Below are 13,525 nucleotides of genomic sequence, written 5' to 3'. Positions count from 1 at the left end.
CCGTGGCCGTGCCTCAGGTGCCACGACGCGCGGGGTTTGTCCATGAAAAGCTGCGTCCGGTATGCGTGTTTTCCGAACTAGTTCAGGTCTTCCAACAGACGACCATGTTGGCGCGTTGCCTCAACGACCAGGCCAAAGGTTGTCATGCCGCGCGCCTGCAGCATCGGTAGCATTTTGACCAGCGCTTGGGCGGTAGCAACCGCATCACCCAAAGCGGTATGGCGCAGTTGTTCGGGGATGGTGATGTCCAACCGTTCGCACAGGGCGTCCAGCGTGTGTTTATCACTTGCCCCGAACAGCACGGCGGACAACAGAACTGTATCCAGAATGGGGTGATCCCAATCGACATCCATGCGTTTGGCATGCCGCCGTAGAAACGCCATGTCGAATGGCGCGTTATGGGCCACGATCACTGCATCGCGGGCAAACTGATGCAGCACCCGCCCGGCCTCGGCAATGCCCGCCGCACCCTGAACCATATGATCACTGATCTTGTGCACCTTGGTCGAGGCCGGCGGGATCGGGATGCCGGGATCAACCAGCATGTCCAGTTGTTCTCCTTCCACGATCCGCCCGTTGACAACCCGCACGGCCCCGATCTGAACAATTTCGTCCTTGTGGGGCAGTAGTCCAGTGGTTTCGGTGTCAAACACGACAAAGCACAAGTCCCGCAGGGCAAGGTTGTCGATGGCATCGTCCGTGGACGTGTTCAGCAAGTCGAAGTCATAGACCAAGGGTCGCGCAGCCTCGGGCTCGATGTTTGCAGCACTGTCCTCAAAAACCAGCATATACCCGGGTGCGTTGCCCAAGGGTTTCATGCGCGCCCTGTAACTCTGGGCACCATCAACACTGGTCAGTGTACAGGCGACCTCTAGCCCGGTCTTCACCAACTTGGCATGAGCTTCTTCCAACGGATCAGACTTCAGATATTCCAGCAACGAAGCATTCAGCCGGGGATGCGCAATCTGTGCAAGCACCTCTGCAGCCTGACCATCATACAAAACGATCTTGTGGGTAGGGCCGGCCAACAGCATCGCAACTGGGATTTCGGTCAGAAGGGCCGTCAGACGTTGTTTCTCTGCCGCCAGGTGCGCGGTTTCCTCGGCCACGGCCTGCGCCACGTCCAGTGTTTTGCCGGACAGCTGGTCCGCTAGCCCGGCCGCGGCTGGTGCCAGATCACCCAGATACCGCGCAGCCTGCGCGTCCAATTCCGTGCTGACCCCGGCATGCGCGCGCGCCCTGAGTTGGGCGGATATCCGTTCGATTGGCTTTGCAACATTGTCGTCGAACAATAACCAAACCGCCGCAGTCAAAGCCAGAAAGCCAAAACCCATCAGGATTTCGGCAAAGATGAACGCGTCGACCAAGTCAGGATCAGCAACGCGCCGATAGCTGATCCACAGTGCCAGAGAGCTGACGGTCAGAGCGCCAATGGCCAGCAGGCAGAAGAACAGGAAAATGCGCAGACGCAGGCTTAACCGGTTCAGCATGTCACACTCCGCAGGTTGCCTCGACAATTGGGTCACTGGAGGTGACGTCGATCCAGTCGGCGTTCAGCAGCCGCCCGTCATCCGCGAATTCTGCCCCATCCGCAAGATTGGCGCGGCTGAACTCTTTGCAATTGACCGCTACAGGTAGTTTTGAGACCGGGGCCCAGCGACCAAAGAGATACAGTTCCACCAACCGTTGTTCGGGAACCTGTTCATTGGTGCGCACGGAACCGGCATCAATGGCGGCAAAGCGGTCCACGAAAGGCACGGCATAGGTCCAGGGGCGATAGAAGGCGCGGCTTTCGACCTCTTGAATGACGGTCATACCTTCGGGAAGGGTATCGCGGGTGCGGTCGTACCAGGAATACTCGCTGGTGATCGTCATACCGATCATACCGAGACCTGCGGCAACGGGTGTCATCCAGCGGGGCAGGCGGCCACCCGTCAATTTGTTTAGAACCATTACGATGCCGGCAAAAGCAAAGCCTGCAAAAATAGTGCCGATCAGTTCCAGAAACATGTATCTCTCCGTGTGTCTGCCGCTTTAGCCCAGCATTCCCTTGCCGTGACCAACTGCCGATTGCATGGTTTTTACCACAACGAACGCATCCCGAAGATGACTTCGCTCAAAATCCGACAGGTCCGAGGGCGGAAGGAAATTGTCGGGTTTCCGATCACTCTTCACAAGCCTGACCTGATGTTCAAGCCGGGTTTCTGCAATCAGATCATAGGCATCCAGCAAATCCCGCGCCCCGGAGGTACTGAGGATACCGCTTGATGCGGCGGCGTTCAGGCGTGCTCTGGTATTGGCTTCGGTAAGTTGCCCTTGAAGGCTGTAGATCCGTGCAAGGTCAACGACGGGGACCACGCCATTATGTTTGAGATCCAGCGTGTTGCGATGCTCACCCGACCGAATGGTTGCAATCCCGCGCAACAGACCCAGCGGAGGCGTGTGTTTTAGCGAGTTCGAGATCATATGCGCGACAAAGATCGAATTTGCGTTGGCGGCTGCCAAAGTCTCGGCCTGCAGATCGTCGAACAGGTGAAAGGCCCCGCCAATCGGACGCAGGTCGAACATGACCGAAGCCAGCATCTGTGCCTCGGGGTTCGGTTTGGCGATCCAGCCGTTGAAGTACTCGCGCCAGACACGGACGGGCTGACACCAGCGCGGGTTAGTGGCCATCATGTCGCCAGGGCAATAGAAATAACCACAAACATCCAGCCCATCCGAGACGAATTTTGCCAGCTTTGCGAAGTAGCCCATATCCGCGTCCGAAACGCTGTCATCCAGCATCAGGCAATTGTCCTGATCGGATACGCCGGTCTGCTCCTGCCGCCCCTGTGATCCGCAAGCCAGCCACAGGTAGGGAACGGGTGGGGGTCCCAGTTTGTCTTCGGCCAGTTTAAGCAGGCGACGGGTCGCCGTATCTGCGATATCGGTGATCAGGCGGGTTACGATTTCATGCCTGTTTCCGGCTGCAACCAATTGCACCAGCAGTTGCGGGATTTCAGCGGTCACCGCCGCCATTTTATCTGCCGTGTCCGCTTGTACAATCCTGCGGACCAACTCTGCCGAGTTAACCGCCTGATAGTGGGTCAGATCCGTCTGCGTCACGATACCGACCAGACGACCCCCCTCGCTGACCGGAATGTGGCCGATCCCGCGTTCCATCATCACATGCAGAACGTCCGAGCCAATATCCGAAGGTGATAGGGTGATCGGGTTTGCCGTCATAATCGCTGAGATCGCCGTGTCGGCAGGCATGCCATTGGCCACGAATTTACCTGAGATGTCGCGCAGTGTGGCGATGCCCAGAAGGTCATCCGCCTCGGTGACACAAAGCGAAGAAATGTGCTTGTCGCGCATCATCCGGGCGGCTTCCTGAACCGGTGTGCCTGGCGGACACGTCGTAGGGTTATGTGCCATCAGAACGTCGATGGCGCTGGTGGCCAGGCTTTGCGGACCGGACCGGTTCGATCGGGTCCGATTGAAGAATTTCGAAACGACGTCGTGGCCATCTATAAGTTGACGCACCAGGTCGGGGGGCAAAACCAGCAACACGGATGGCGTATGCGCCCGCGCTTTAGTCGCGGCCTTGCCGTCCTTTAGCAGGCCGCGCTCTCCGAACGAGTTTCGCAGACCAAGATGGGACACAACAGCGTCGTTCTCATCGGTAATCTCAACTTGCCCCTCGTAGATCACAAAGACGCCGGGCAGGGTGTGCCCCAATTCGTATACGGGAAAGTCCTCGTCGACCTCCCATACCTCGATCTGCTTTGCGACCTGATCCAACGTTTCCGGGGGCAGGGCATCATAGGGATGTACGGACTTTAGAAACCGGGTGATCTGGTCATGGGACAGGGGCATCAATCACTCCTTGGTTTCTGGTTTAAAAATCCCGCCCGGTGGAGTGCCGGACGGGAAAAGTTGATCGAAAGACGCGGCACAGGAAAGTTAACCTTATGCCGCATCATGCTCACTTGTTCTGAGCTGCGCCAGCGCCACGGGGAATGCGGACGCTTTCGACCAATTCAACGATCTCCGGCGGAGTCTCTTTGGTCATTCCGGCGACGACGTAAGCGACGCCGAAGTTGATCATTGCACCGATGGCGCCGAACGAGGTCGACTTGATCGGACCCAGGAGCGGATCAGCATCAGTGAACGAGTTGGTGCCCGGAATGAACAGCCAGCCCTTGTGCAGGAAGATGTAGACCAGGGTTACGGTCAGACCAGCCAGCATACCTGCGACAGCACCGGTGTTGTTGATACGGGTCGAGAAGATCCCCATCATCAGCGCCGGGAAGATCGAGGCAGCCGCCAGACCAAACGCCAGGGCCACGGTTTGCGCCGCAAAGCCCGGTGGGTTCAGACCCAGATAGGTTGCGACAACGATGGCCACGGCCATGGCGATACGAGCAGCCAGCAGTTCTCCTTTTTCAGAGATTTGCGGGTTGATCGCACCTTTGACAAGGTCGTGGGATACCGCCGACGAGATCGCCAGCAACAGACCCGCAGCGGTCGACAGAGCAGCCGCAAGACCACCGGCAGCGACCAGACCGATCACCCAACCCGGCAGGTTGGCAATCTCGGGGTTGGCCAGAACCAGAATGTCGCGGTTGAACTTGGTCAGCTCGTTTCCGACCCAGCCTTTTTCTTCGGCAAGTGCCTGCATGTCGGCGTTCTTGTCGTTGTAGTACTGGATCTTGCCGTCGCCGTTCTTGTCTTCCCAGTCCAACAGACCGGTTTTCTGCCACGTCTGCATCCAGTCATAGCGCGGATCATTGTCGATATCCTCGACCGAGACAGCGCCACCTTCGATGCCACCATTGGGCCACATCATGTCGGTGATGTTCAGACGCGCCATTGCGCCAACCGCAGGGGCGGTCAGATACAGCAGAGCGATGAAGACCAGCGTCCAGCCAGCGGACCAGCGGGCATCCGACACTTTCGGTACGGTGAAGAAGCGCATGATCACGTGCGGCAGACCGGCGGTGCCGATCATCAGCGACAGTGTGAACAGAACCATGTTCAGTGTGTTCGAGTGGTGGGCAGTGTATTCGTTAAAGCCCAGCTCGGTCACGATCGCGTCAAGCTTGGTCAGCAAAGGCTCACCACTGGCAGTATCGCTGAACAGACCCAGCGCCGGAACCGGCGTGCCGGTCAGCTGCAGCGAGATGAAGATCGCCGGGATTGTGTAGGCAGTGATCAGTACGCAGTACTGTGCGACCTGAGTGTAGGTCACGCCTTTCATCCCACCGAACACTGCGTAAGCAAACACGACACAAGCACCGATCAGCAGACCAGAGGTGTTCGATACTTCGAGGAAGCGGCCAAAGGCCACGCCCACACCGGTCATCTGACCAATCACGTAAGTCACCGATGCAACGATCAGACAGATCACTGCAACGATACGCGCGGTCTGGCTGTAGAAACGGTCGCCGATGAATTCCGAGACAGTGTATTTGCCAAACTTACGCAGATAGGGCGCAAGCAGCAGTGCCAGCAGCACGTAACCGCCGGTCCAACCCATCAGGAAGGTCGAATTGTCATAGCCGGTAAAGGCGATCAGGCCCGCCATCGAAATGAACGAGGCCGCAGACATCCAGTCTGCCGCTGTTGCCATGCCGTTGGTGACCGGGTGAATGCCGCGACCGGCGGCGTAGAATTCCGATGTGGAACCCGCACGGGCCCAAATCGCGATGCCAATGTACAGCGCAAAAGACGCGCCGACAAAGAGCAGGTTAATGGTAAACTGGTCCATTCCGCTTACTCCTCATCCACGCCGTATTCGGCGTCCAGCTTGTTCATGCGCCAGGCGTAGTTGAAAATCAGCACCAGAAAGACCAGGATCGATCCCTGCTGAGCGAACCAAAAGCCCAGATCGGTGCCGCCAACGGCGATGCCAGACAGCAGCGGACGCAGCAGAATGCCGAATCCAAAAGACACCAGCGCCCAGATCACGAGGCTGATGTAGATGAGACGCAGGTTCGCCTGCCAATAGCCCTTGTCGGCTTCGGCAGTCTGCGCGGAGTGTGTTGATTGATCCGCCATTGCGGGTTCCTCCTTCGCTTCTTCCATAGGCGACCCGTTGTCCTAAACCTCCAACGCGCGGGGCCGCTTTTCGAAATGCCGAATGCCAGGGTGGCATCAGGCACGACTTCTCCGATCCGCCAAGGCGGGTACTTTGAAGTTTTCCTTTAGGAATTGGGCCCTTATTCAGGGCGGGCCGTCTTCCCTTAGTTCATGGCGTCGCTGACAATCCTTTCCAGATTGCCCGCGATGTCATCGATATTGCCCATGGCGTTCAGGCCTTTCAGAACCCCATGGTCTTGGTAATAGGTAATCAGCGGCGCGGTTTGCGCGTGGTAGGCCGCCAGACGTGAGGCGACGGTTTCGGCATTATCATCAGCGCGGCGCTTGAACTCAGTACTGCCGCATTTGTCGCATTTGCCTTTAACGGCAGGGATCTTGAACGTGTCATGGAACCCTTCGCCACATCCGGCGCAGGTGTAGCGGCCTGAGATACGCACCACCATTTCACCGTCTTCTACCTCAAGACTGATGGCGGCGTTGATCTTCTGCCCGGTTTCCGAAAGTAGCCCATCCAACGCCTCGGCCTGAACCGTGGTGCGAGGAAAACCGTCGAGGATGACGCCCTTGGCGCAATCCGGTTCAGCTAGGCGATCACGAAGGATGGCAATGACGATGTCGTCGCTGACCAGATCACCAGCCTCCATCACGGCCTTTGCGGCTTTGCCAGCATCGGTTTCGGCTGTAACTGCGGCACGCAGCAGATCGCCGGTGCTGAGTTGAACCAGCCCGAACTTGTCTTCAAGCATACGGGCCTGTGTTCCCTTCCCGGCACCCGGAGGGCCGAGAAGGATCAAAACAGCGGGTGTGGTGATCGTGGCAGCGTCCATCACATCCTCACTTGTTCGCACGATTTTCGATCAGGTCTTCGACAACCGACGGATCGGCCAGCGTCGAAGTATCACCCAGCGAACCAAAGTCGTTCTCGGCAATCTTGCGCAGGATACGGCGCATGATCTTGCCGGAACGGGTCTTGGGCAGACCGGGTGCCCACTGGATCACGTCGGGCGACGCAATCGGGCCGATCTCGGTCCGGACCCAGGTGCGCAGCTCTTTCAGCAGCTCATCCGACGGCTCACGGTCATTCATCAAGGTGACGTAGCAATAGATGCCTTGTCCTTTGATCTCATGCGGATATCCGACCACGGCGGCCTCGGCCACAGCGGCATGCGCGACAAGCGCGCTTTCGACCTCGGCGGTCCCCATACGGTGGCCCGAGACGTTGATCACGTCATCCACTCGGCCGGTGATCCAATAGTCGCCATCTTCATCACGACGGCAGCCATCACCGGTGAAGTAATAGCCTTTGTAATCCGAGAAATAGGTCTTCTCGAACCGCTCATGGTCGCCCCAAACGGTACGCATCTGACCAGGCCAACTGTCCTTGATACACAGAACACCTTCGACGCCGTTGCCGTTGATCTCGACGCCTGACTGCGGGTCCAGAACGACGGGCTGAATGCCGAAGAATGGCTTCATGGCCGCACCCGGTTTCATCGCATGTGCGCCGGGTAGGGGGGTCATTAGGTGACCGCCGGTCTCGGTCTGCCACCACGTGTCAACGATGGGGCAATTTCCTTTACCGACGACCTCATTGTACCAGTTCCAGGCTTCAGGGTTGATCGGTTCGCCCACGGTTCCCAGTAGTTTCAGGTCGCTCAGATCATGCTTTTCGACCCACTCGTTGCCTTGCCCCATCAACGCGCGGATCGCGGTTGGTGCGGTGTAGAACTGGTTGACCTTGTGCTTGGCGCATACCTCCCAGAAACGGCCTGCGTCGGGGTAGGTAGGGACACCTTCGAACATCAGTGTAGTCGCACCGTTGGCCAGCGGGCCGTAGACGATATAGCTGTGGCCTGTGACCCAGCCCACGTCAGCCGTGCACCAATACACATCGCCCTCGTGGTAGTCGAAAGTGATCTCATGGGTCAGCGATGCGAATACCAGATAGCCGCCAGTGGTATGTACCACACCCTTGGGTTGTCCGGTCGAGCCGGAGGTGTAGAGGATGAACAGCGGGTCTTCTGCGCTCATCTCAGCGGGTGCGCAGTAGTCGTCCGCCTCAAGCGCCAATTCGTTGTAATCATAGTCGCGGCCGTCGATCCATGTGGTCTGACCACCAGTGCGTTTGACCACCAGGCATTTCACCGTGTCTTTGCAGTGCAACAGGGCGGCGTCCGCATTGGATTTCAGCGCAGTCTTGCGGCCGCCTCGCGGGGCCTCGTCGGCAGTGATGACAACCTTTGCGTCGCAGCCATTGACGCGCGCCGCCAGAGCGTCTGGTGAAAAACCCGCAAAGACGATCGAATGGATCGCGCCAATGCGCGCGCAGGCCAGCATGGCATAGGCGGCCTCGGGGATCATCGGCATATAGATCACGACGCGGTCGCCCTTACGCACGCCCAGCGATTCCAGAATGTTTGCCATCCGGCAGGTCCGGCGGTGCAACTCAGCATAGGTGATGTGCTGCGCTTCGTCTTTTGGATCATCCGGTTCCCAGATGATCGCAGTTTGATCGCCGCGGGTTTTCAGATGGCGGTCCAGGCAGTTGGCCGAAACGTTCAGCGTGCCGTCTGCGTACCAGTTGATTCCGACCGAGCCGAAATCATAGTTTACATCTTTGACTTGTGTGTAGGGCTTGATCCAGTCGATCCGCTTGCCTTGTTCGTCCCAGAACGCGACGGGATCGTTGATCGAAGCCGCATACATCTCAGTGTATTTTTCAGCGTTAACATGCGTGCGGGCCACGGTTTCGGCGGACGGCGGAAAGGTATTGGCTTCTGCCTGGGCAGCGGTTGTCATTCTGAGGCTCCTCCCTCTGGATCATATTGAATCAGACCGATTTTGCCTGCTGAACTGGCGATGTCGATCTGTTTCCTCCTTATGCGCAATAATACGGAGAGCTGAAAACAAGGAAATAAATTACCGATTTATCACGATTAGTTTGTAAATTATTTTTTTGACTCGGAATGATTTTGTAAAGAAAGAGGCTGTCATTGGGAATAGTGGTTTTTTTACATAGCCTTGGATGTAATGAAAATTTGTGGGGAAATAAGCCGCCCGATTACAACTAAATTGCATCTGAGACTCACCTTTCGGTTGTTAGCGCTCAACGGTGCCAATCCTTACTGGCCATGAATGCTGACCGGGGGTTGGCACATTCCGATGTTGGCGCTAGCTTTGACCGCAAGCGCCTCGGTAAGGGGGTGCAGCAATGGGAGAAATCAGTATGAAAAAGATTTTGAGCGGCTCTGCTGTGGCCGCCTTGTGTGTTGCGTTCGTGTCCGAGGCAGCCGCAACTGAATGGAATGCTTCGGTCTGGGGCAAACGTCGTGCGTTCACCGAGCATGTTGAGAAACTGTCTGAGTTGGTCAGCGAAAAGACAAACGGCGATTTCACCATCAATGTCAGCTATGGCGGCCTGTCCAAGCCGCGCGAAAATCTGGATGGAATCGAAATTGGCGCGTTTGAGATGGCTCAATTCTGTGCCGGATATCATCGCGACAAAAACCGCGCGATCACCGTTCTGGAACTGCCGTTCCTGGGCGTGAACAATCTGGATGAGGAAGTTGCCGTCAGCCACGCGGTTTACGATCACCCTGCCGTTAAGGATGAGATGGCGCAGTGGAATGCGCGTATCATCATGACCTCGCCCATGCCGCAGTACAACATCGTCGGAACCGGCGACCCGCGTGACGAACTTGCCGAGTTCGAAGGCATGCGTGTCCGCGCCACAGGTGGTCTGGGCAAGGCATTCGAAGCGGTCGGCGGTGTTCCGACCTCGGTTCCTGCAACCGAGGCCTTTAACGCAATGGAGTCCGGTGTCGTTGACACGGTTGCCTTTGCTCAGCACGCGCACCTGTCTTTTGGCACGATCAACGAAGCGGATTGGTGGACGGCCAACCTGAACCCCGGCACTGTGAATTGCCCGGTTGTGGTCAATATCGATGCCTATGAGGCACTGCCAGCTGAGCATCGCGAGGCACTGGACAGTTCGATCGACGAAGCGATTGATCACTATCTGGCCAATTATGGATCGCTGCTGGATCAGTGGGACAGTGTTTTGGACGAAAAGGGCGTCGCAAAGGTACAGATCGATGATGCGGTAATCGCAGAGTTCCGCACCAAAGCTGCCGATCCCATCCGGGCACAGTGGATTGAGGATATGTCCGCTCAGGGTATTCCTGCGCAGGACTTGTATGATCTGGTCCAGTCCACGCTGGAACAGCAACGCAGCGGTAACTAAGCACAAAATCCGGATGCCCATCGGGGCATCCGGACACCAATAAAAATACAGGGGAACACCGCAATGGCAGGACAGGCCACGGTGCTTGAAGACAACAGCCTCCTGAGTTCTTTGGACCGTAAGTTGTTGAGGTTAGAGCGGTTTCTGGCTCTGATCAGCGGCCTTGCCGTGTTCAGTCTTATGGTTCTGGCGGTGGTCTCGGTCAGCGGACGCAATGCGATTAACGCACCTTTGCCAGGATATGTCGACTGGATCGAACAGGCGATGCCGCTGATTGCATTTCTGGGCATTTCATATGTTCAGCGCGATGGCGGTCATATACGGATGGACATTGTCATCTCACGCCTGCACGGCCGGGCGCTGTGGCTGTTCGAGCTTATTTCGGTTCTTCTGATCCTGGTGCTGATGCTGGCCTTGGTCTGGGGCAGTTGGTCCCATTTTGACCGCTCGTTCGACTTTGGCGCGCCGATGTGGAGCCGGGACAGTTCAATCGACATCGGTATCCCGCTTTGGCCGGCCAAACTGCTGGCACCTGTGGCGTTCTCGGTGCTTTGCCTACGGCTGCTGCTTCAGGTTTGGGGATATGGTCGCGCGCTGATCGTAGGGGCCGAAAGCCCCGTAGCCGTTCCACTGATACAGGATGCGGCTGCTCAGGCCGCTGCCGAAGCCGAACAATTCGAAGGGCAGGACTAGCGCATGGACTCGATAGAGATTGGCCTGTGGGTCACGGGTGGCCTGCTGGTTCTGGTTGTGACCGGAATGCGCGTGGCCTTCGCGGCGGCTCTTGCGGGGCTGGTCGGGTTGGTTTGGATTTTCTGGGCCAAGTTTGGATACGATCCTGATCGCTTCGGCAAAGCACTAACCGTCGCGGTCAAGACGGCGGGGCAGGTGCCCCATTCCAAGGTTGCGGCCCATACACTCAGCCTGATCCCCACCTTTATCTTGATCGGTTATCTGGCCTATTACGCAGGGCTGACGCGCGCGTTGTTCGAGGCCGCTAAACGTTGGGTTGCGTGGGTGCCCGGAGGGCTCGCGGTTTCGACTGTGTTCGCCACAGCCGGGTTCGCGGCCGTTTCCGGTGCTTCGGTGGCAACGTCTGCCGTGTTCGCTCGGATTGCTATCCCCGAGATGTTGAAAGTCGGTTACAACAAGCAATTCGCAGCCGGAGTGGTCGCAGCGGGCGGTACACTTGCATCCCTTATCCCGCCATCCGCGATCCTTGTGATCTATGCCATCATCGTGGAACAGGATGTGGGCAAACTGCTGCTTGCCGGGTTTATCCCCGGTGCATTTTCGGCCGTTGTGTACGGTCTGCTTATCGTCGGCATCGCGGTTGTATTCAAAAACGTTGGTCCACCGGTAACAGGTTTCACCTGGAAGCAGCGTTTTGCGTCGCTGCCGGGCGCGTTTCCGATTGTCGCCGTAATCCTGATCATCATTTGCTTTGTCTATAACCCGTTTGGAGAAAAGGCTTGGGGCACTCCAACCGAAGGCGGAGCAATCGGTGCCTTCATCGTCTTCTGTTTCGCCCTTTTCCACGGAATGCGGTGGCCCGAACTGAAGTCGGCGCTGCTGGAAACCGCCAAACTAACCGCGATGATCTTCACGATCATCTGGGGGGTGCTGATCTACGTACGGTTTCTGGGGTTCGCGGATCTTCCAGGCGCGTTTTCGGACTGGATCACTTCGTTGGAAATGTCGCCGATGCTGATCCTGATCTGTATCCTGCTCGCCTATGCGGTCTTGGGCATGTTCATGGACGCCATTGGGATGCTGTTGCTGACGCTGCCAGTGGTTTACCCGGCGGTAATGGCCCTGAACGGGGGTGAGACTGTCAGCGCAGCAGAAAGCGCCTTTGGCATGTCAGGTCCGATGTGTGCGATCTGGTTTGGTATTCTGGTGGTGAAAATGGCCGAGTTTTGCCTGATCACGCCTCCTATTGGCCTAAATTGTTTCGTGGTTGCCGGGGTACGTCCGGATCTGAGCGTTCAGGATGTGTTCAAGGGCGTTACGCCGTTCTTCATCGCCGACGGCGTAACGATCGCGCTGCTCGTGGCGTTTCCCGGTATCGTACTCTACCTGCCGTCATTGGCCGGATAGAAAAAGCCCCCGGTGGTGAACCGGGGGCTAGTCGACGTGAAGTGCGGGTTCTTCAGCTCGCCCGCATCAGCATCCCATACAGATCCCGTGGATCATCCGGATCTGCCAACATATCCAAAGGTTCAAAGAAATCAGTGCCTTTGATGGCAAACTGGACGTAGCGCAAGGCTGAGAAATCTTCGATCGCAAAGCCAACACTATCAAACAGAGTGATCTGTCGGTCGTCGCGTCGGCCCTTGGCCTGGCCGGTCATGACCTGCCACAATTCGGTCACTGGGTGATCCTCGGCCAAGGCCTGGATCTCGCCCTCGATGCGTGTTTGTTCCGGGTATTCGACGAAGATGTCCGAGCGCAGCAGAATATCGCGGTGTAGTTCGGTCTTGCCGGGGCAATCACCGCCAATTGCATTGATGTGGACGCCCGGTCCGACCATGTTGTCCGTCAGGATCGTTGCGTTTTTCTTGTCCGCCGTACAGGTCGTGATGATCTGAGCGCCTTCGATGGCGTCCTCGGGTGTTTTGCAATGCACCACCGTCAGACCGGAATTTTTAAGGTTTGCCGCGCATTTTTCGGTTGCTGCATGATCGGTATCGTAAAGGCGCACAGTGTCGATCCCGCACATGGCCTTGAACGCCAGGCATTGGAACTCGGACTGAGCGCCATTCCCAATCATCGCCATAACACGCGATGACTTGGGTGCCAGATAGCTGCCGACAAGGGCCGAGGTTGCCGCCGTGCGGAGGGCGGTTAGCATCGTCATCTCGGTCAAAAGCGTAGGGTAGCCGGTATAGACGTCGGCCAGAAGGCCAAAGGCTGTCACGGTCTGAAGGCCCTCGGACGTGTTCTTGGGGTGCCCGTTGACGTATTTGAACCCATAGGCCTCACCATCCGAGGTCGGCATCAGTTCGATTACGCCATGGGGAGAATGCGCCGGGATGCGGGGGGTCTTGTCAAAGCTCTCCCATCGTTTGAAGTCGGATTCGATCTGAGCCGCGATCTGAGTGATCATCTTTTCAAGCCCGATATGGTGCACCAGCCGCATCATGTTGTCGACGGATACAAAGGGCACAAGCGCCTTGTCAGAAGGTTGCATCATGG

The 13,525-nt window shown here is 57.3% G+C and carries 11 protein-coding genes; 3 read left to right on the top strand and 8 right to left on the bottom strand.

From position 1 onward, the window contains the following. Positions 1-77: 77 nt before the first annotated feature. The 7 genes from AC2FGC_RS02960 to acs all read right to left on the bottom strand — a co-directional run bounded on the left by AC2FGC_RS02960 (position 78) and on the right by acs (position 8,883). Positions 78-1,490, bottom strand: a complete 1,413-nt coding sequence (locus AC2FGC_RS02960) for a 3'-5' exonuclease (RefSeq protein WP_496781395.1) — start codon at positions 1,488-1,490, stop codon at positions 78-80. Between the two features lies 1 nt (position 1,491). After that, positions 1,492-2,010, bottom strand: coding sequence for a hypothetical protein (locus tag AC2FGC_RS02955; protein WP_496766664.1), 519 nt, complete (start codon positions 2,008-2,010; stop codon positions 1,492-1,494). A gap of 24 nt (positions 2,011-2,034) precedes the next feature. Then, positions 2,035-3,858 carry a DUF294 nucleotidyltransferase-like domain-containing protein gene (locus AC2FGC_RS02950; RefSeq protein ID WP_496766662.1) on the bottom strand — a complete coding sequence of 608 codons (1,824 nt, stop codon included), beginning with the start codon at positions 3,856-3,858 and terminating at the stop codon, positions 2,035-2,037. Between the two features lie 109 nt (positions 3,859-3,967). After that, positions 3,968-5,752: a sodium:solute symporter family protein gene (locus tag AC2FGC_RS02945; protein ID WP_058273825.1), complete on the bottom strand. Its 1,785-nt coding sequence runs from the start codon at positions 5,750-5,752 to the stop codon at positions 3,968-3,970. A 5-nt stretch (positions 5,753-5,757) separates the two neighbouring features. Continuing rightward, positions 5,758-6,042, bottom strand: a complete 285-nt coding sequence (locus tag AC2FGC_RS02940; RefSeq protein ID WP_496722375.1) for a DUF4212 domain-containing protein — start codon at positions 6,040-6,042, stop codon at positions 5,758-5,760. Positions 6,043-6,227: 185 nt separating this feature from the next. Further along, positions 6,228-6,911 (bottom strand): adenylate kinase, encoded by a 684-nt coding sequence (locus AC2FGC_RS02935; RefSeq protein WP_496781394.1) that lies wholly within the window; start codon positions 6,909-6,911, stop codon positions 6,228-6,230. Positions 6,912-6,918: 7 nt separating this feature from the next. Beyond that, positions 6,919-8,883 (bottom strand): acetate--CoA ligase, encoded by a 1,965-nt coding sequence (gene acs, locus AC2FGC_RS02930; RefSeq protein ID WP_496781393.1) that lies wholly within the window; start codon positions 8,881-8,883, stop codon positions 6,919-6,921. 427 nt (positions 8,884-9,310) lie between these two features. Here acs and dctP point away from each other — a divergent pair, with 427 nt between their 5' ends. The 3 genes from dctP (at position 9,311) to AC2FGC_RS02915 (ending at position 12,427) form a co-directional block, all read left to right on the top strand. Beyond that, positions 9,311-10,327 carry a TRAP transporter substrate-binding protein DctP gene (gene dctP / locus AC2FGC_RS02925; RefSeq protein ID WP_058273822.1) on the top strand — a complete coding sequence of 339 codons (1,017 nt, stop codon included), beginning with the start codon at positions 9,311-9,313 and terminating at the stop codon, positions 10,325-10,327. 63 nt (positions 10,328-10,390) lie between these two features. Continuing rightward, the gene (locus AC2FGC_RS02920; protein WP_058273821.1) at positions 10,391-11,020 is read left to right on the top strand and encodes a TRAP transporter small permease; all 630 of its coding nucleotides are present in this window, start codon (positions 10,391-10,393) and stop codon (positions 11,018-11,020) included. 3 nt (positions 11,021-11,023) lie between these two features. Beyond that, positions 11,024-12,427, top strand: a complete 1,404-nt coding sequence (locus tag AC2FGC_RS02915) for a TRAP transporter large permease (protein ID WP_058273820.1) — start codon at positions 11,024-11,026, stop codon at positions 12,425-12,427. 52 nt (positions 12,428-12,479) lie between these two features. Here the strand turns inward: AC2FGC_RS02915 and ocd are convergent, their stop codons facing one another. Next, positions 12,480-13,523 (bottom strand): ornithine cyclodeaminase, encoded by a 1,044-nt coding sequence (gene ocd / locus AC2FGC_RS02910; protein WP_496722381.1) that lies wholly within the window; start codon positions 13,521-13,523, stop codon positions 12,480-12,482. Between the last annotated feature and the right edge of the window lie 2 nt (positions 13,524-13,525).

The organism is Ruegeria sp. CDSC054 (genome assembly GCF_059610645.1).
Note: the sequence above shows the minus strand (reverse complement) of the source record. Positions and strands in the feature narration are given on the sequence as shown.

What these genes read in the sequence shown, in the direction of transcription:
- AC2FGC_RS02940 (WP_496722375.1), bottom strand. Translation starts at nt 6,042, where the DNA reads ATGGCGGATCAATCAACACACTCCGCGCAGACTGCCGAAGCCGACAAG.
- AC2FGC_RS02920 (WP_058273821.1), top strand. Translation starts at nt 10,391, where the DNA reads ATGGCAGGACAGGCCACGGTGCTTGAAGACAACAGCCTCCTGAGTTCT.
- ocd (WP_496722381.1), bottom strand. Translation starts at nt 13,523, where the DNA reads ATGATGCAACCTTCTGACAAGGCGCTTGTGCCCTTTGTATCCGTCGAC.
- AC2FGC_RS02960 (WP_496781395.1), bottom strand. Translation starts at nt 1,490, where the DNA reads ATGCTGAACCGGTTAAGCCTGCGTCTGCGCATTTTCCTGTTCTTCTGC.
- acs (WP_496781393.1), bottom strand. Translation starts at nt 8,883, where the DNA reads ATGACAACCGCTGCCCAGGCAGAAGCCAATACCTTTCCGCCGTCCGCC.
- AC2FGC_RS02935 (WP_496781394.1), bottom strand. Translation starts at nt 6,911, where the DNA reads ATGGACGCTGCCACGATCACCACACCCGCTGTTTTGATCCTTCTCGGC.
- AC2FGC_RS02950 (WP_496766662.1), bottom strand. Translation starts at nt 3,858, where the DNA reads ATGCCCCTGTCCCATGACCAGATCACCCGGTTTCTAAAGTCCGTACAT.
- AC2FGC_RS02945 (WP_058273825.1), bottom strand. Translation starts at nt 5,752, where the DNA reads ATGGACCAGTTTACCATTAACCTGCTCTTTGTCGGCGCGTCTTTTGCG.
- AC2FGC_RS02955 (WP_496766664.1), bottom strand. Translation starts at nt 2,010, where the DNA reads ATGTTTCTGGAACTGATCGGCACTATTTTTGCAGGCTTTGCTTTTGCC.
- AC2FGC_RS02915 (WP_058273820.1), top strand. Translation starts at nt 11,024, where the DNA reads ATGGACTCGATAGAGATTGGCCTGTGGGTCACGGGTGGCCTGCTGGTT.
- dctP (WP_058273822.1), top strand. Translation starts at nt 9,311, where the DNA reads ATGAAAAAGATTTTGAGCGGCTCTGCTGTGGCCGCCTTGTGTGTTGCG.